The organism is Pseudomonas sp. S3_G06 (genome assembly GCF_054667565.1).
Map to the genome: position 1 here is coordinate 3,637,785 of NZ_CP162738.1, position 16,933 is coordinate 3,654,717.

At 60.0% G+C, this 16,933-nt stretch carries 19 protein-coding genes; 9 read left to right on the top strand and 10 right to left on the bottom strand.

Annotation, left to right across the window (positions count from 1 at the left end; translation table 11 throughout):
• The first annotated feature begins 36 nt into the window (after nt 1-36).
• From AB4N47_RS16265 to AB4N47_RS16280, 4 genes are all read left to right on the top strand, one after another.
• The gene (locus tag AB4N47_RS16265) at nt 37-723 is read left to right on the top strand and encodes a spermidine synthase (RefSeq protein ID WP_016771229.1); all 687 of its coding nucleotides are present in this window, start codon (nt 37-39) and stop codon (nt 721-723) included.
• 49 nt (nt 724-772) lie between these two features.
• Nucleotides 773-1,144, top strand: coding sequence for a YajD family HNH nuclease (locus AB4N47_RS16270; RefSeq protein ID WP_122699709.1), 372 nt, complete (start codon nt 773-775; stop codon nt 1,142-1,144).
• 130 nt (nt 1,145-1,274) lie between these two features.
• Nucleotides 1,275-1,745 (top strand): RNA methyltransferase, encoded by a 471-nt coding sequence (locus tag AB4N47_RS16275; protein ID WP_007911337.1) that lies wholly within the window; start codon nt 1,275-1,277, stop codon nt 1,743-1,745.
• Nucleotides 1,746-1,826: 81 nt separating this feature from the next.
• Nucleotides 1,827-2,204, top strand: a complete 378-nt coding sequence (locus AB4N47_RS16280; protein ID WP_341638730.1) for a YgaP family membrane protein — start codon at nt 1,827-1,829, stop codon at nt 2,202-2,204.
• Nucleotides 2,205-2,325: 121 nt separating this feature from the next.
• On the opposite strand, the gene AB4N47_RS16285 is transcribed toward AB4N47_RS16280, so the two are convergent.
• The 5 genes from AB4N47_RS16285 to AB4N47_RS16305 all read right to left on the bottom strand — a co-directional run bounded on the left by AB4N47_RS16285 (nt 2,326) and on the right by AB4N47_RS16305 (nt 7,324).
• A complete protein-coding gene (locus tag AB4N47_RS16285; protein WP_016771232.1) occupies nt 2,326-2,775 on the bottom strand; it encodes a YcgN family cysteine cluster protein in 450 nt (149 codons plus the stop codon).
• Between the two features lie 274 nt (nt 2,776-3,049).
• Nucleotides 3,050-3,982: a D-2-hydroxyacid dehydrogenase gene (locus AB4N47_RS16290; protein WP_341638729.1), complete on the bottom strand. Its 933-nt coding sequence runs from the start codon at nt 3,980-3,982 to the stop codon at nt 3,050-3,052.
• A 105-nt stretch (nt 3,983-4,087) separates the two neighbouring features.
• Nucleotides 4,088-4,381, bottom strand: a complete 294-nt coding sequence (locus AB4N47_RS16295; RefSeq protein ID WP_016771234.1) for a YcgL domain-containing protein — start codon at nt 4,379-4,381, stop codon at nt 4,088-4,090.
• A complete protein-coding gene (gene rnd / locus AB4N47_RS16300; RefSeq protein ID WP_024012017.1) occupies nt 4,378-5,511 on the bottom strand; it encodes a ribonuclease D in 1,134 nt (377 codons plus the stop codon). The genes AB4N47_RS16295 and rnd overlap by 4 nt, the downstream gene beginning before the upstream one ends.
• Before the next feature lie 163 nt (nt 5,512-5,674).
• Nucleotides 5,675-7,324 (bottom strand): phosphoethanolamine transferase, encoded by a 1,650-nt coding sequence (locus AB4N47_RS16305; protein WP_341638728.1) that lies wholly within the window; start codon nt 7,322-7,324, stop codon nt 5,675-5,677.
• Nucleotides 7,325-7,726: 402 nt separating this feature from the next.
• Between AB4N47_RS16305 and AB4N47_RS16310 the strand changes: the two genes are divergently transcribed.
• Both AB4N47_RS16310 and AB4N47_RS16315 read left to right on the top strand, forming a co-directional pair.
• Nucleotides 7,727-8,899 (top strand): cyanate transporter, encoded by a 1,173-nt coding sequence (locus tag AB4N47_RS16310; RefSeq protein WP_341638727.1) that lies wholly within the window; start codon nt 7,727-7,729, stop codon nt 8,897-8,899.
• Between the two features lie 177 nt (nt 8,900-9,076).
• A complete protein-coding gene (locus tag AB4N47_RS16315) occupies nt 9,077-10,012 on the top strand; it encodes a LysR family transcriptional regulator (protein ID WP_024012014.1) in 936 nt (311 codons plus the stop codon).
• A gap of 3 nt (nt 10,013-10,015) precedes the next feature.
• On the opposite strand, the gene AB4N47_RS16320 is transcribed toward AB4N47_RS16315, so the two are convergent.
• Both AB4N47_RS16320 and AB4N47_RS16325 read right to left on the bottom strand, forming a co-directional pair.
• Nucleotides 10,016-10,381 (bottom strand): 5-carboxymethyl-2-hydroxymuconate Delta-isomerase, encoded by a 366-nt coding sequence (locus tag AB4N47_RS16320; RefSeq protein ID WP_016771238.1) that lies wholly within the window; start codon nt 10,379-10,381, stop codon nt 10,016-10,018.
• 154 nt (nt 10,382-10,535) lie between these two features.
• The gene (locus tag AB4N47_RS16325; protein ID WP_341638726.1) at nt 10,536-11,465 is read right to left on the bottom strand and encodes a LysR substrate-binding domain-containing protein; all 930 of its coding nucleotides are present in this window, start codon (nt 11,463-11,465) and stop codon (nt 10,536-10,538) included.
• A gap of 202 nt (nt 11,466-11,667) precedes the next feature.
• Here AB4N47_RS16325 and AB4N47_RS16330 point away from each other — a divergent pair, with 202 nt between their 5' ends.
• Nucleotides 11,668-11,859 (top strand): YegP family protein, encoded by a 192-nt coding sequence (locus tag AB4N47_RS16330; RefSeq protein ID WP_341638725.1) that lies wholly within the window; start codon nt 11,668-11,670, stop codon nt 11,857-11,859.
• A gap of 407 nt (nt 11,860-12,266) precedes the next feature.
• Nucleotides 12,267-12,788: a DUF4142 domain-containing protein gene (locus AB4N47_RS16335; RefSeq protein WP_341638724.1), complete on the top strand. Its 522-nt coding sequence runs from the start codon at nt 12,267-12,269 to the stop codon at nt 12,786-12,788.
• A gap of 16 nt (nt 12,789-12,804) precedes the next feature.
• On the opposite strand, the gene AB4N47_RS16340 is transcribed toward AB4N47_RS16335, so the two are convergent.
• The 3 genes from AB4N47_RS16340 to AB4N47_RS16350 all read right to left on the bottom strand — a co-directional run bounded on the left by AB4N47_RS16340 (nt 12,805) and on the right by AB4N47_RS16350 (nt 15,700).
• Complete coding sequence (locus tag AB4N47_RS16340; protein ID WP_341638723.1) at nt 12,805-13,782, bottom strand: SDR family oxidoreductase; 978 nt, start codon at nt 13,780-13,782, stop codon at nt 12,805-12,807.
• A gap of 19 nt (nt 13,783-13,801) precedes the next feature.
• Nucleotides 13,802-14,032 carry a hypothetical protein gene (locus AB4N47_RS16345; RefSeq protein ID WP_071174678.1) on the bottom strand — a complete coding sequence of 77 codons (231 nt, stop codon included), beginning with the start codon at nt 14,030-14,032 and terminating at the stop codon, nt 13,802-13,804.
• A 90-nt stretch (nt 14,033-14,122) separates the two neighbouring features.
• On the bottom strand, nt 14,123-15,700 hold the full coding sequence (locus AB4N47_RS16350; RefSeq protein ID WP_341638722.1) for a histidine kinase famiy protein: 1,578 nt from the start codon (nt 15,698-15,700) through the stop codon (nt 14,123-14,125).
• A gap of 196 nt (nt 15,701-15,896) precedes the next feature.
• Here AB4N47_RS16350 and AB4N47_RS16355 point away from each other — a divergent pair, with 196 nt between their 5' ends.
• On the top strand, nt 15,897-16,886 hold the full coding sequence (locus AB4N47_RS16355; protein WP_460154280.1) for a ribonuclease Z: 990 nt from the start codon (nt 15,897-15,899) through the stop codon (nt 16,884-16,886).
• The last annotated feature ends 47 nt before the right edge of the window (nt 16,887-16,933 follow it).

The window sequence follows — 16,933 nt, forward strand, 5'->3', positions numbered from 1 at the left end:
ACGCGCCTGCTTGCCTTCCCCCTTGTAGAGATTTCCATGAAACGTTTCGTTCTGCTCGACACCACCCCGATCCCTGAAAACGGCGGTGCCCTGTGCCTGTTCGAGTATGGCGAGGATTTCGTCATCAAGATCCAGGGCGGCGACGGCGGGCAGTTGATGAACACGCGCATGCACGGTTCTGAAGATGCGCTGGCCGAGATTCCCTGCCGCAAGGTCGCCGGCCGGCCGAACTCGCGGGTGTTGATCGGCGGCCTGGGCATGGGTTTCACCCTCGCCTCGGCACTCAAGCACTTGGGCAAATCCGCCGAAGTGGTGGTCGCTGAGCTGGTGCCCGGCGTAGTCGAGTGGAATCGCGGCCCGCTCGGGGAGAAATCCGGTCGGCCATTGCTCGATCCGCGAACGGTGATCCGCATGGAAGATGTGGCCAACGTCCTGCAAAGCGAGCCGAACGGTTTCGACGCGATCATGCTCGACGTCGACAACGGCCCTGAAGGCCTGACCCAGAAGGCCAACAGCTGGCTGTACTCCGCCGCTGGTCTGAATGCCTGCGCCAAGGCCCTGCGCCCCAAAGGGGTGCTCGCGGTATGGTCGGCCAGCGCCGACCGACAGTTTTCCGACAAATTGAAGAAGGCCGGCTTCAAGGCCGAAGAAGTCCAGGTCTTCGCCCACGGCAACAAGGGCACCCGCCACACGATCTGGATTGCCGAGAAGCTCAAGGGCTGAGCTAAACTCTGCGCATAACCGTCATCAGTCTTTCTGCAAAGGTGAACCCATGAGTTCGTCCACCCCCACCAACACGTCGAAGCTGGACCGCATCCTCGCCGACAACCAGCGCGACAAGGAAATGGGCTACCGCGACAAGGCCCTGAAGATGTACCCGCACGTCTGCGGCCGCTGCGCCCGTGAGTTTTCCGGCAAGCGCCTGAGCGAACTGACCGTGCACCACCGCGACCACAACCACGACAACAACCCGCAGGACGGCTCGAACTGGGAGCTGTTGTGCCTGTATTGCCACGACAACGAACACTCGCGTTACACCGATCAGCAGTATTTCGGCGACGGCTCGCTGAGCACACCAAAGATCGCCAAGGCCACGCATAATCCGTTTGCGGCCCTGGCTGGCCTGATGAAAAAAGAAGAGTAAAAGCAAAGATCGCAGCCTTCGGCAGCTCCTACACGGTGTACGCCATTAGACTGTAGGAGCTGCCGAAGGCTGCGATCTTTTGATCTTATCCCCGTATAATCGCGCTCTTTTTCTCGAAGGCACCCCGCTCGTGGCAGACAAACGGTACAGCTGCATTGGTTTGTATAACCCCAAATCACCGGAGAACGTCGGTTCGGTGATGCGCGCCGCAGGCTGTTACGGCGTAGCGTCGGTGTTCTACACCGGCAAGCGTTATGAACGCGCCGCCGACTTCGTCACCGACACCAAACGCGTGCACTACGACATCCCGCTGATCGGCATCGATGATCTGAAAAAAATCCTTCCGCTCAACTGCGTGCCGGTCGCCGTGGAACTGGTCGAAGGCGCCCGGCCGCTGCCGGAATACACCCATCCCGACCGCGCCCTGTACATCTTCGGCCCCGAGGACGGTTCGCTGGATAAAGAGATTCGCGACTGGTGCGAAGACGTCGTGTACATCCCGACCACCGGCTGCATGAACCTCGCCGCCACGGTCAACGTCGTGCTCTACGACCGCATGGCCAAAGGCCTGAATACCCGCTCCGGGCCGAAATTCCGCTGAAGCGTTGCACATTCGATGGAACAAGCTGACCGCCCTGGCAGTCAGCTTATCTATCAATCGCACCCTGCCTGGAGATAGACCATGAGCGAGCTCAAACGCGTAGAACGCATCGAATCCACCCCGTTCCAGTCGCCTTCGCACAAGAATGTGCATGGCTGGGAGCGCGTCGGCTCGTTGACCGGCGGCGTGCTGATGGTCGGCAAGGGCCTGCGCCGTGGCGGCGTGTTCGGCCTGATTCAAGTGGCGCTCGGCGGCATGGCCGTGGCCCGTGGCATTACCGGGCACTGCTCGGCGAAAAGCCTGCTGGAAAAAGGCCGTCAGGACATGAGCAACGTGCGGGCGAAGATCGAACGCGCCGGGGAAGAGCTGAGCAAGCTGAAGACCAATGCCGAAGTGGCCACCGAAACGGCAACCGTTACCGGCAACGATTCGCTGACCTCGCCGAAAGCCAGCGTCTGAGGCTTTAAAGCAAAAGATCGCAGCCTTCGGCAGCTCCTACACGGAATCACGTTTTCCATTGCAGGAGCTGCCGAAGGCCGCGATCTTTTGATCTTTACGGGTTCAACAACCCACCACCCCATCAGCCCGCGCGAAAGATCAGATGATCTTCCCAGTCATCCTCCGGCACGCTGCCTTCGGCGAGCATGCGCCCGGACTGGGAAATCCGCTCATGGTGCACCGCATCGCGGTCGCCACACACCAGGTGATGCCATAACGGCAGATCCTTGCCCTCGCTGACCAGACGATAACCGCAGGTCGGCGGCAGCCATTTGAATTCTTCCGCCTGACCCGGCGTGAGCTGGATGCAGTCCGGGACAAACTTGATCCGGTTCGGATAATCGCTGCACTGACAGGTTTTCAGATCCAGCAGTTTGCAGGCGATGCGCGTGTAATAGACGCTGTTGTCTTCTTCATCCTCGAGCTTTTGCAGGCAGCACAGACCGCAGCCGTCGCACAGCGATTCCCATTCCTCGTGATCGAGTTGATCGAGGGTTTTGCGTTTCCAGAACGGTTCGACTATGGCGGCCATGGCTCAAGCATCAACATCAAGGTGGTGAAAAGGCCGCCAGTCTAGTGCCAGCGGACGCAAGGGCCAAGCGCTGGCGACTGCCGGTAAATCCGCTTGTCGGCCTCAGCGCCGCCCAATGGTTCTACTGCCTCGCGCCGCCCTTGAGCGATCTGGCGGCTGAAGGCGATTTCACCCTCTCTCTGAAAAGCGAAAGATCGCAGCCTTCGGCAGCTCCTACATCTGGAATGCATTCCCCTGTAGGAGCTGCCGAAGGCTGCGATCTTTTTATGACACCTCAATATCCGCGGGTGAAATCCACTTCCCCACGCAACGCCTCACCCGCCTCATACGCTTTCAGATTCTGCACAAACAAATCCACCATCAGCGCCGGCGAGGTCGGTGCCGAACTGTGCCCGGTCAGCAACAAGCCCCACGCGGTCCAGAACGGATGGCGTTGCGGCAATGGTTCCTGACGGCAGACGTCGATCACCGCGCCGGCCAGATGCCCTTCCTTCAAAGCTTCAACCAGATCAGCATCGACCACTGCCACACCGCGTCCAGCGTTGATGAACAGTCCGGTCGGTTTGAATTGCTTGAACAGCGCCGCGTCGTAGATATCGTGGGTGTGTTCGGTGTTCGGCAGCAGATTGACCACGTAATCCACCTCCCCCACCAATCGCGGAAGATCGGCCAGCGCGGCGACTTCGACAAACGGCGCCTGTTCGCGGGCGCTGCTGGCGATGCCATAAAGCTCGACGCCGAACGGCAGGAGAAACTGCGCAACGCTCTGGCCGATGTCACCGGTGCCGACGATCAGCACCTTGCGCCCGACCAGACTCTGGCCGCTGCGGTTGTCCCACTTGCGCTCGACCTGGCTGACCAGCCGCGCCAGCACTTCGCGTTCGTGGCCGAGGATGTAGGTCAGCACGTATTCGGCCATGACCTGACCGAAAATCCCCACGGCGCGGGTCAGGCGATAGTCGCGGCGCAGGCCGTCCGCGAGCAGCGGCGTGATGCCGGCCCAGGTCGATTGCAGCCATTGGGGTTGATGGCCCTGGCGCAGCAGGGTCGCGAGCAGATCCGGCTGGCCCAGCCACACCGGGCAATCGGCGGCCTGCCGCGCCAGTTCGGCGGAGTCGCCGCTGGTCAGGACTTCAAGCTCGGGCAGTGCCTGACGCAGCAGGCGGGCGTATATCGCGTGGTCGTGTTCAGCAATCAGAACGCGCATCTTCAAACCTTTCGCAAACCGTGCAGACAGCCGCCGGGTTGGGGCCGGCCATCGCGGTAAAAACAGTTCCAGGGTTAACCGAGGCCCAGGACAGGGCCTCGCGGGTCAGACCGGGTCGTTGCGTCGCAGCAACTCTTCGGGCAAGTGCTCGATGTACTCGTCCTCAGCCGGTGGCATCTGCAGGTGATAGCCCTGCTTGTCGAGGTTTTCCAGAACCACGGTGATGTCTTCGCTGGCCAGCTTGCGCTCGGGCGACAGCACCAGATCGAAGGAATGCTTCGCTTTGCCGAAAGCCGTCATCAGCGCATCCGGCACGCGCTCGAGCGCATCGCTCTTGAGCACGTAGAGATACATGCCGCTGCGCTTGGAGCTTTGGTAGATGGAGCAAATACGTTTCAAGGCTGTTCTCCGGCGGTGGCCAGGCTGTCGAGCAGCTTCTGGCCGAGCAATTCGCGGCGCCAGCCACGCAGCGAATCGGGCAATTGGTAAGGACCCTCGGGGAAGCCGCTTTTGACCAGGGCTTCGAGGGTTTTCTTGCGCAGCATCAGTTCCGGGGCAATACCCAGGCGTTCGGCCTCGGCCTGACCCAGCGCGCGCAGTTGTTTGATCAACGCAGCGGCTTCGATCGGCAACGGCTCGGGCACTGCCGGCGGCCATTGATCCGGCCCCACACTGCCAGAGCGCTTGATCAGATCAAGCAGAAACTGCCCGTCCTGACGTACGGTACGCGGGTGCATGTCTTCGATCTTGCCCAGCGCCGCGAGGTTATCCGGCTGCGTGCGGGCCAGGGGCCACAGCGAGTGTTCCCGGACGATGCGGTTGCGCGGCAGGTCGCGCGCGCGGGCTTCTTTTTCGCGCCAGGCGCACAGTTCACGCAGCACGGCCAGTTGCGCTCGGGACAGCTTCCACGCCAGTTTCGCCTCGCGATAGACCTCGTACGGATCGGTCTCGCGGCGCAGGTTGGCAACCAGTTCAGCGCCATCCTCCAGCACCCAGGCGAACTTGTCGTCGGACAGCTTGGGCCGCAACTCGACGAACACCTCGGCCAGATGCACGGCATCTTCGGCGGCATAGCTGATCTGGGTTTCGGACAGCGGACGCTGCAACCAGTCGGAGCGGGTCTCGCCCTTGGGCAGGTCGATGCCGAGCACTTCTTGCACCAGACGCGAATAGCCCATCGAAAAGCCGAGGTTCAGGTAAGCGGCGGCCAGTTGCGTGTCGAACAGCGGCGCCGGCAGGCTGCCGGTCAGGCGCAACAGCACTTCGAGGTCTTCGCTGCAGGCGTGCAGGACTTTCAGCACCGCCGGGTTTTCCAGCAACGCGGCCAGCGGTTGCCAGGCGTTGATGGTCAGCGGATCGATCAGGTAGGCGCGTTTGCCGTCGCCGATCTGCAACAGGCCGGCAATCGGGTAGAAGGTGTCGACCCGCATGAATTCGGTGTCGAGGGCAACGAACGGCAGCTGCTGCCACTCGGCGCAAAACTGCGCGAGGCTTTCGTTGTCGCGAATCCAGTGAATATCGATAGCCACACGGCTCTCCCTTGAAGAATGGCGCGCAGTATATATCGCCACCGACGATTTACGCGCCTTTGAAGGGCAAGAGCTGTAAGGAAATGTCTTGCCTGTCAGCAAGAATAGTCTGACAGCAGAAACAGAAAGGCCCGTCGCATTGGCGCGACGGGCAGGAAACGCTTCACTGCTTGGCCAACACGCCGTCGATCACCGCGCCGCGACAACCGGCAAACATGTCCAGCGCCGGCTGATACACGCTGCTGCGCACTTCCAGCAGACCGAGCATCGAGTGGAACAGGTTGTCCTGACTCAGCGGCTTGTCCCGGCTCATTTGCAGGCAATGGGTATCGACCGCATAGGCTTTCTGATAGCTGTCGGAGAACCACGCCAGCATCGCTACATGCTTCTGCTGCTCGGGCGCCAGCATGTACGGGGTGCCGTGCAAAAACAGGTTGTACTCGCCCAGCGATTCACCGTGATCCGACAGATAAAGCATGGCGGTGTCGACTTTGTCCTGATTGCTGCGCAGCACATCGATCAGGCTCGCCAGCACATGGTCGGTGTAGACCAAAGTGTTGTCGTAACCGTTGACGATACTTTCGCGGCTGCAATTGTTCAGCGCGTTACTTTCACAGACCGGAGTGAAGTGTTCGTACTCCTTGGGATAACGCTTGAAGTAGTCCGGGCCATGACTGCCCATCTGGTGCAGAACCAGCACGGTGTCCTTGTCCAGATGATCGATGAAACTTTGCAGGCCTTGCAGGAGAATTTCATCGCGACATTCGCTGTTGGCGCATAACGCAGGATCCTGCAACTTGCTGACATCCTGCACCGTGACGCGGTCGCAAGTGCCTTTGCAGCCGGACTGGTTATCGCGCCAGATCACATCGATGCCGGCACGCTTGAGTACGTCGAGCAAGCCTTCTTCATTCTTGGCCTTGCTGGCGTTGTAATCCTTGCGGCCCATGTTGGAGAACATGCACGGTACCGAGACTGCGGTTTCCGTGCCGCAGGAATGCACGTCAGTGAAAGCGATCAGCCCCGCTTCCTTGTCCAGTTGCGGGGTGGTGTCGCGGTCATAACCGAGAATGCCGAAGTTCTGCGCCCGCGCACTCTCCCCCACCACCAGCACCGTGAGGGATTTGCGTGGCTGTAGCTGCAGGTCGGGATTGCGCTGGGCATCTTCGCCGATCTTGATGAACGGCTGCTGCGCCGAGACCACTTGCTCTTGCAGATAACCAATGGATGCGCCGATGTAATTGCTCGGCACCAGCATCAGGCGAATTTCGTGGTGATTGCGAAACAGCGACGACAAGCCTTGATAGTTGGCCAATGCGACAACACCGATCACCGCTGCCGAGGCAACACTGACAATAACTTTGCTGAACAACTCGCGATGCCAGCGCCGATAACTGACCGGAACTTTCCACAACAACAAACACGGCAAAATACCCAGCAAGATAATATAAGCAAACAACTTCAACGAGAGCAGATCACGCACTTCCGTGACGTTGGTCTCGGCAAAGTTGCGCAACATGCCGGCGTCGATCATCACACCATATTGGCTCATGAAATAAGCCACGCCGGCGCTGACTAAAAACAACAGGGTCAACAGTGGTTTAAGCAGTGGCCGAAAAGCGAATAACGTCAGCACGATATTGAACGCGGCAAAGATCATCACAGCGAAGGCCACGCGCATGGCGATGCCCTTGCCATCGGCGGCGGTGATCTCGAACAAATGTTGCCAAAGCACCAGATTGAAACCGAGCAATAAAAAGGCGCTGGCAAACAACGTCACCCATTCCGGGCGCACGGCTTTTAACTTCAACATGATGAGTGACTGTTCCTGAAAGAAGAGCCTCGTCGATTGTGAAAATTTCATTCACCGAGGCATGCCAAACTTTAGGCAGCCATGGATCAATTTTTCGTGAAAAAGATGCTAATGATTAGTTGCCTCGGAGTACGAACGTGAAAGTTTGCGAGTATTTGAGAATGGTTCAGGTTTTATTCAGTTTCAGGCACTTCGCAATGTCCTCTGTGGGAGCGAGCCTGCTCGCGAAAGCGCAGTGTCAGCGAATAGTTATTTGTCTGGAGAAACGCATTCGCGAGCAGGCTCGCTCCCACAGGGCACATGGGTGTTATCGAGTTTTTAGGTCTGGCCCGGGGTTTTCTGATTTGCCGATGCGCGCATCGCGACGCCTAATCATCAGCCCCTGCATTCGAAGGCCCGCTGATGAATCACACCCGCCCCGCCGCTTGGCTGATGCTCGCGATCATCCTTGTCGCACTTAATCTGCGCCCATCAATGGCAGCCATCGGGCCGCTGCTGTCGGCGATCCGTGGCGATATACCGTTGAGCTTCACGCTTGCCTCTCTGCTGACGATGCTGCCGGTGATGGCCATGGGGCTGGCGATGTTCTTCGGCCTGGGCATCAGCCGGCGCCTGGGCGAACAACGCACGGTGCTGCTGTCGCTGTTGGTCATCGGACTGGCGAGCCTGTCACGGCTGTTTATCGATTCGGCGGCCGAGCTGATCGTCAGCGCGATACTGGCCGGCGTTGGCATAGCCCTGATTCAGGCATTGATGCCGGCGCTGATCAAGACGCGCTTTGCTGACAACGTGGCGTTGTGCATGGGCGTCTACGTCACGTCGATCATGGGCGGCGCGGCGATTGCCGCATCGTTCGCGCCGCTGGTGATGGCGCAGGCTGGCAGTTGGCGCGTGGGGCTGGCCATCTGGGCCGCGTTGGCATTGGTCGCCTTGCTGGTCTGGTGCTTGCAGCCCGCGCAAGCCATATCTAGGGTGACTCGGCGGGAGTCTTTCATCACCCGCCCGCGCGCCTGGTTGCTGGCGATGTTCTTTGGCCTCGGTACGGCGTCCTACACCTGCGTCCTCGCCTGGCTTGCCCCGTATTACGTGGAAAAAGGCTGGAGTGAACAGAACGCCGGGCTGCTGTTGGGTTTTCTTACAGCGATGGAGGTCATTTCCGGCCTGGCAGTGCCGGCGATCGCCAATCGCAGCCGTGACCGGCGTGGGATATTGGCGGTTCTGCTGTTGCTGATCATCGGCGGTTTCTGCGGGCTGATACTCGTCCCGCAATATTTGGCCCTGCTGTGGCCTTGTCTGTTGGGCCTGGGGATTGGCGGTCTGTTTCCGATGAGCCTGATCGTCGCGCTGGATCATTGCGACGAGCCGCAGCGCGCCGGTGGCCTGACCGCGTTTGTACAGGGGATCGGTTATCTGATCGCAGGACTGTCGCCGCTGTTGGCAGGGATGATTCGCGATCGGCTGGGCAGTTTCGAAGGCGCGTGGTGGGCGTTGACGGCGGTGATGGTGATCATGCTGCTGATGGTGACGCGCTTCGACCCTCGCCACTACGCGCGCTACTTCCCTCGCCCGGGCTAGAGGCCTCTGGCCATCTTTTGCGCACGAGATTGGCAACGTCGTGTTGCTAGAAGTTTCTGTCCCACATGTGTCCGTGAAATGTCCTACAAGGGTTTCTCCTGGCACCATCGTTCCGTTAGGATCGTACGCACACGTTTGCGCGAATTCTGCGCAAGGGGGCACAGCGAGACGGAACTCATGCTGAACAGTAATTTGCTTCGCAAGCTCGACATGCAGGACTTGATGGTATTCGTCGCCGTGTACGAGCAAAGCAGTGTCACCGATGTCTCGGAAACCCTGTTCGTCAGCCAGTCCACCGTCAGTTATTGCCTGAAGAAACTGCGCACCAGTTTCGAAGACGAACTGTTCATCAACACCCGCACCGGCATGCGCCCGACCTACAAGGCCTGCAGCATGTACGGCCATGTGCAGAAAATCCTCGAAAGCATCAACCTCTGCCACGCCGGTGCCCCGGCCTTCGACCCGAGCCGGCAGGCGGTGACTTTCAACATTTGCGCACCGGAATACTTCGAACAACTGATTCTGCCGCGACTGTTGAAGCGCTTCGACTTCGATGACTTGCCGGTGATGGTCAACATGCACAAGTTTGAAACCGATGTGCCGGCCGAAGAGTTGCGCGACGGCAGCCTCGATCTGGTGATCAGTTTCGGCCCGCACTTTCACCGCCAGCATGCGGATCTGAAATCACGGATGTTGCTTGAAGATGACCTGGTCTGCGTCTTCGACAAACGCGCCACGCCACTGGAGCCGCGCCTGAGCCTGCAAGCATTCACCGAACGTCGGCATGTGTTCCCGACGCCGTGGACCTCGAGCACCAACATGGTCGACGGCTGGCTGGCGCGGCAAGCGCAAAAACGTCAGATTGTCGCGCGATCGAACAGCTACAGCGCCGCGTTGAAGATGATCACCGGCACCGACTTCATCCTCACCCTGCCCCGGCGTATCCAGCGTTTGCTGACCAACGACGCGGTGTTCAACCACTGCGAGGCGCCCAATGGCTTGCCGGGTTTCACCCTCGACATGCAGTGGAGCCAGAACGCCGATCAGGACAGCGCCAACGTCTGGCTGCGCGAGCAGGTGATTCAAGTGTGCAGCGAGCTGGAAAACGCCTGAGGGTCAGACGCCGATAGCGGCTTTGCTGTAGGACTCGCGATCGATGTCGAGCAATTCGACGCACAGTTGCACTTCGAGCCCGGCTGGCCATTCGCAGAGTTCCTGCAACACCGCCAACAGGCTTTGCGAGAGCTGCTTCTTGATCTCCGCCGAGCGCCCGCTGAGCAAGGCCAGTTTCACATGGACGAAGGCGCGCTCACCCTGCGCCGTGCCGACCTTGAAGTTGTCGATCTTGATCGCGCGGCTCTTGATGTCGAACTCCGCGCCGAACTGACCGGAGCCGACCAGCGTGTTGTTGAGCCGGATCAGGGCGATGTCAGCGTTCAACTGCGTCAGGTTGGCGGTGTATTCCATGTGCAGGTGTGGCATTGCGGATCTCCAGTCGGCGGATGCGGGGGGCGTACATATAACACAGTCGGCTCAACGCATTCCCTGTAGGAGCTGTCGAGTGAAACGAGGCTGCGAGCTTTTGATTTTGTGTTTTTCACAATCAAGATCAAAAGATCGCAGCCTTCGGCAGCTCCTACAAGGGACCGTAGTGCTCATCTGGCCGTTCACTCATGAATGCTTCGAGCCGCGAGCGCAGCCAGCGTTCGGCAGGGTCGCTGTCGACGTGGCTGAGCCAGACCATCGACAGGTCCAGTGTCGGCGTCTTGAACGGAAACGGTTCCTGGAACAGCGCCCCGGACGCCGCCATCGCCGCTGCGGTGTAATCCGGCAGGCTGGCGATCAGGTCGGTGCCGGCCAGCAACGCCGGCAGTGCGCTGTACTGCGGCACCGACAACACCACCTGCCGCGTGCGGCCCAGTTCCGCCAGCCACTCATCGGCGTAGCCACTGACATTGGCCGTGTGCGACACCAGCACATGCGGGCGAGCGCAATATTCGTCGAGGGTCAGCGGTGTAGCAGAGGCATCGGCACGCAGGATGCTCGGCTGGATGTGCCGCAGCAGTTTGCGTTTGGCGTTGGCCGGCAGGCCGCGGGTCTGGCTGATGCCGACGGTGATATCACCGGCGGCCAACAGGTCGGGAATGCGCCAGTAATCGACATGCTGCACCACGAACACCACGCTCGGTGCTTCCTGGCGCAGCGCGCGCAACAGCGGCGGCAGCAGGCCGAATTCGACGTCGTCGGACAGGCCGATGCGAAAGGTCATGGTGCTGGTGGCGGGATCGAAATCGCGGGTCAGGCTCAGCGCCGCCGACAGTGAATCCAGTGCCGGTTTGAGATGGCGGTAAATGTCTTCGGCGCGGGCCGTCGGTTCCATGCGATGGCCGACGCGGATGAACAGCGGATCATTGAGCATCGTGCGCAAACGGTTGAGTGCCGAACTGATGGTCGGCTGGCCGAGGAACAGCTTCTCCGCCGCACGGGTCACGTTGCGTTCCAGCATCAGGGTCTCGAACACCACCATCAGGTTGATGTCGGCCTTGCGTAGTTCATTGCGGTTCATCCATTGCCCCTGCTCCCGGAATAGCGGCAGTGTAGAAAGGCGTTGGGGATGCCGTCCATAAACGTTTATGCAGCGGCTTTTGCAGAAACATTCGCGAACGATTGGAAACAAATCCCCGATAGCCAAAAAAACCGGCTGCGCTAGGCTTGCGTCGATGCGCCACACAGGTTGGCGCGCACATCCATCGCAGGGAGCGAACCCCATGTATTTCGAAATCTACCGACAAACCCGAGGCACCTCGAGCACTGGCAAAGGCCAATGGCGCTGGCGTCTACGCGCGCGCAACCACGAGACCGTGGCCAGTGGCGAATCGTATGTGAACAAGGCTGATTGCCTGCATGTGATCAATCTGATCAAAGCCGTACAGGGCGAGACGCCGATCAAGGAAATTTGAGCGACGCCCTTTTCATCTGCAAAGCGGCACCGTCTGTCGCCCTTCAAAGGGTTTATTTGAATGCTTGTCAGCGGTGTTCATCAAAGGTGCATGTACTGCAATTTTTGCTGCCATGCACCCAAGGATTTCAGCCATGTCCCATGAGCACCGCTACCTCGTCAGTTTCATCGTCGACAACCAGCCGCAAAGCCGCACGCTGATCCACGATGGCGAGACCCTTGATCCGGGTCTCGCTGAAACCCTGGTCAAGACCGCTTTCGCCGAATTGAAGACCGCTTCACTGAGCGACGTCCAGGTGCAGAAACGCACCAGGCCCGACGAAGGCGACAACGTCCCCGGCCACTATCAGCAGCCATCAGCCGATCCCGGGCCGCCACCATCCATCGATGCTGCGGAGGTTACGCGCCATGAAATCACTCGCCGCGATCTGCCTTGCGGTTTTGGCTATGAGCGTCCAGCCAGGCCATGCAGACACCATCGACGCCTTCATCGAAGAGGCGGCACAGCAAAGCCTGTTCCAGCACAACAGTTCGCGCATCGCCTTGGAAAAGGCAGCCTTGCCCGAAGTCAAAGCGTTCGCCAGACAAATGATCGCCGACCATGAGCGTTTCGATAAACAAATCAGGCAGCTGGGGCAAAGCCAGCAGATGGCGGTTCCCGCCGAACCCTCCGTGGCATCCAAAGCCAAGCAGCTACGCCTTGAATCAAGGGATGACTCCTTCGACCGCATTTACATCGACAGCCAAGCCGAAACCCTTGAGCAAAAGCTGATGCTGTTCAAGAAAGAAGCGCTGTCATCACAAAATCCGCAGCTCAAGGCTTTCGCCCAATCCGCGTTGCCGGACATCGAGAAACAGGCAAAAGCTGCCCGCGACCTGCAGGAAAAACTCAAGCCCTCCGCTGGCGCACTGAAATCCGTCAACCCCTGACCAACCGGGGGAACAATCAAAGCTGTAATAGAACCACGGCCACCAGTACGGCAATTACTGCCGATACCGCCAGCACTTGGGTCGAAGTCAAGGCCAGCGCCGCGTCCTTTGAGCGGCCGATAAAGCGGCCACGGGTCTGATGCCGATCCGGCTGCGCTTCGAACAGGTTGTCCGGGTGCTCGTTGTCTTCAGGCTCATTGGTCTGCTGACCGGACCATGCACTTCGCGCCATCAAACGGTCGAGCAGGCCGGGCATAACCGACTGGCCGACAATCGCTTTGATCGTCGACCACCCCAGCCACAACTCTCGCGGCGGATGCTTTGCCACACTGAAAATTGCCCGTGCTGCCACATCGGGGTCGTGAATCGGTGGCACCGGTTGTGGACGCTTGGGCAATTTGTTGCGTGCCCAATCGAACTGCGGGGTATTGATCGCCGGTAATTGCACCATGCACACGCGAATATGGCTGCGTTCATGCAGCAACTCACAGCGCAATGAATCAGTAAAACCGCGCACAGCGAACTTCGCCCCGCAATAGGCGGCCTGCAACGGAATGGCGCGATAGGCCAGTGCCGAGCCGACCTGGATGATCAGGCCCTTGTTGCGCGGACGCATCAACGACAGCGCCGCCAAGGTGCCATGAACCGTACCGAGATAGGTCACCTGAGTGACGCGCTCGATCTCGGCGGCGGACAATTGTTCTATCGGCGAGAGCACCGTGACCATCGCCGCGTTGACCCACACCGCCAGCGGCCCAAGCGTGGCTTCCAGTTGCTGCGCGGCCTCTTGCACGGCGAGCGCATCGGCGACATCGACGCTAACCGTTTCGACCTGAACGCCATACGCTTGCAGCTCTGCTTGCGTGGTGGCCAGTCCCGCCGGATCACGCGCCAACAGGCCGATGCGGTAGCCCCCAGCGGCAAATCGATGAGCCACCGCGCGACCCACGCCAGCACTGGCGCCGCTTATCACCACCAAAGGTTGCTCCTGCATGAACCGTTCTCCCTGATGCTCAGTCGATCGGCCCGATGTTGATCATCAGGTCATCGCCCAGTCCTTGCACCTTGGCCAGTACGTCCACCGGCGTTTCGCTGGAAAAATGCACAACATAGCCCATGCCGCTGCCGTCCTCTTCGATTGCACTGACCCACGACTCCACCTCGTCAGCGTCCAGTCCCAGCGCCTGGCCGAACTGGCGGTTGCGGTGATCGGAATCGGTTTCGTCCATCGGATAATCACTCATAGCAAACATCTCCTCGGGGATCGTCCCCTCACTGGTTGCTCAATGTGGTCTTAAGGATGGACGCCGAACGTTCACTGACAGTTCGTTTTTTCAGCCGAGCATCGAGCGCAGCTTGCGCAACAGATCCACCGGCGCGTAGGGCTTGGCGATCAATTCGAACTCATTGTCAGCCAGCTCATTGGGCGTCGACTCGTCCGCGCAGTAGCCGGTCGTCAGCAGGATCTGCATGGCCGGATAGCGCTGGCTGATTTCCCGCGCCAGTGCCAGCCCGTTCATCTCACCGGGCATGACCAGATCGGTGAAGACCAGCTCATAATCGCTAGTCTGCAACATCGCCAGTGCCTCGTTCGCGTCTGCAGCGATGGTGGTCCGGTAACCCTGTTCGGACAGTACGAAGCGCGCCAGTTCAGCGACTTCGGCGCGATCCTCGACGATCAGGATGCGCTCCGTGCCCTTGAGGTTTTCTGCGGTTTCAGCGGAGCCAGGTGTCGATAGCTGACTGTCATCCGCCGGGAAGAACAGGCGCACCGTGGTACCGAGCCCCGGCGTCGATTCGATTTTGACCACGCCGCCGGATTGCTTGACGAAGCCATAGACCATCGATAGCCCGAGGCCAGCGCCGCTACCTTCCTCTTTCGTGGTGTAGAACGGCTCCATGACCTTGTCGAGATCGTCGGCGGCAATGCCCACGCCGTTATCGGCGATCGCGATGCAGACGTAACGCCCCGCCGCCAGTCCGCCCTGATGTGGATCGGTCGCGTCCGGGGCAACGACGTTGCGGGTCTGCACGGTGATCACCGGCTGTTGCTGCTGCCCCAACGCATCGCGGGCATTGGACAGCAGATGATTCAGCGCCATCTCGGCCTGCGCCGGGTCGAGCCGGCAGTTCCACAAGTCCTCGGCCAGTTCGAATCGCGGTTCCAGATCGGCGGATTCATGCGTCGGCAGCGTAGAGCGCTCAAGCAAGGCATTGAGATTGATCACCCGGCCTTCGAGCCGTTGTCGGCGGGAGAATGCCAGCAGATGCTGGGTCAGCAAACGTGCTTTTTCCGCCGCCGCGCGAGCGTGGCCGGCGCCGACCACGATGCGTTGCGGATCAATGCTCGGCCGCTTGGCGGTGTGCTGGATCAGCTCGATGTAGCCGATCATCACTTGCAACAGATTGTTGAAATCGTGAGCGATGCCACCGGTCAACTGGCCCAGCGCTTCCATGTTCTCGCTGTAGCGCAAACCGTCCTCGGCGTCGCGTCGGCGGCTGACGTCCATTTGCGAGGCGAAGAAATACACCAGTTGCCCGCGCTCGTTGAATAGTGGCGCGATAAACAGCTCGTTCCAGAACGACGAGCCATCCTTGCGATAGTTGAGTACCTCCACGCAGGTTTCGTGTTGATGTTTGAGCGCTTGCTTGACCTGTTGCAAGACGGAACGATCAGTCTGCTCGCCTTGCAGAAACCTGCAGTTGCGCCCGAGCACTTCTTCCAGCTCGTAGCCGCTGAGTTCAAGAAACGCATTGTTGGCAAAAATGATGGGATCGTCGGGCTGCGCTGGATCGGTGACAATCATGGCCATACGGCTGACCTGCACCGCCGCGAAAAACACATCTTTGCGTTCTTGCGAAAGGGTCGCCGCATCGGCGCGGTCGACGATCGGCCTGGATTTTCTGGGCAAGTTGGCCTCCGCTAAGTGACTCCGTTTCGCTGTGACCATCATCAGCGAGCGAAGTGCCAAGGCCGCACACCGCAACGGCGGGTGTCCGATGAATTGTCCCGGTACTTCGATGGATCCGAATCGCCTCGCTGATTGTCGAAAGCTCACCGAGAACTGCACGCAATATCTGAAATCCGATCCGCCAGGGAGAACCACCGTGGATTTGTTGTTTCTGGGCACGTCTGCCGGCGTGCCGACCCGCCAGCGCAACGTCAGCGCAACAGCATTGATCGCCTCTGCCGGCAAGGGCTGGTACCTGATCGATTGCGGTGAAGGCACTCAGCATCAGGTGCTGCGCACGCCGCTGTCACTGAGTGAATTGCGGGCGATTTTCATCACTCATGTGCACGCCGATCACTGCCTGGGCTTGCCGGGTCTGCTGGCGAGCACCGGCATGTCCGGACGCACGCGGCCGCTGGACATAATTCTGCCGGCGGCGCTGCAGCCGTGGCTGAGAATGAGCCTGGAGGTGACGCAATCGCATCTGCCTTTCGAGATCAACCTGCACGCTGTGGAAACGCTTACCGAATGGCGCAACCTCAACGTTCAGGTGCAGACCGTCGAGTTGTCCCACCGTGTGCCGTGTCATGGTTATGTCTTCACCGAGTCCGACCCGGAACCACGTCTCGACGTGCAGCGACTCGACGCTGAAGGCATCGAACGCGGCCCGCTCTGGGGTCAGTTGGCCCATGGTCAGGACGTGGAGGTTGACGGGCGGATGCTGCACGCTCGCGATTATCTGCTGAGCGCGCGACCTGATCGGCGCATCATCGTCTGCGGCGACAACGATCGGCCGGCACTGCTGGCAGAAGTGGCGCAATCGGCGGACGTGCTGGTGCATGAAGCGACATTCGTGCAGGCAGCAATCGACCGCGCTCGAGCCAGTTACGGCCACAGTAGCGCCGCCGCTGTCGCCGGTTTCGCCGAATCCGCTGGGGTGCGCAACCTGGTGCTGACGCACTTCAGCGCACGCTATCAGGCCAACCCGGCGGTGAGTCCGTCGATCGAAGATGTGCGCAGTGAAGCGGCGGCGCTGTATAACGGCCAACTGATTCTGGCGCGGGATCTGCAGCGCTATCACTTGGACCGGCTGGGTCATTTGCAACCGGTGGAGATCGAGCGCAAGCCGCTGCAGGTCGCACCGTAATTTGATAGCGCGTCCGCCCGTCTGGCAGGCGGACGCCGGAGGGCATG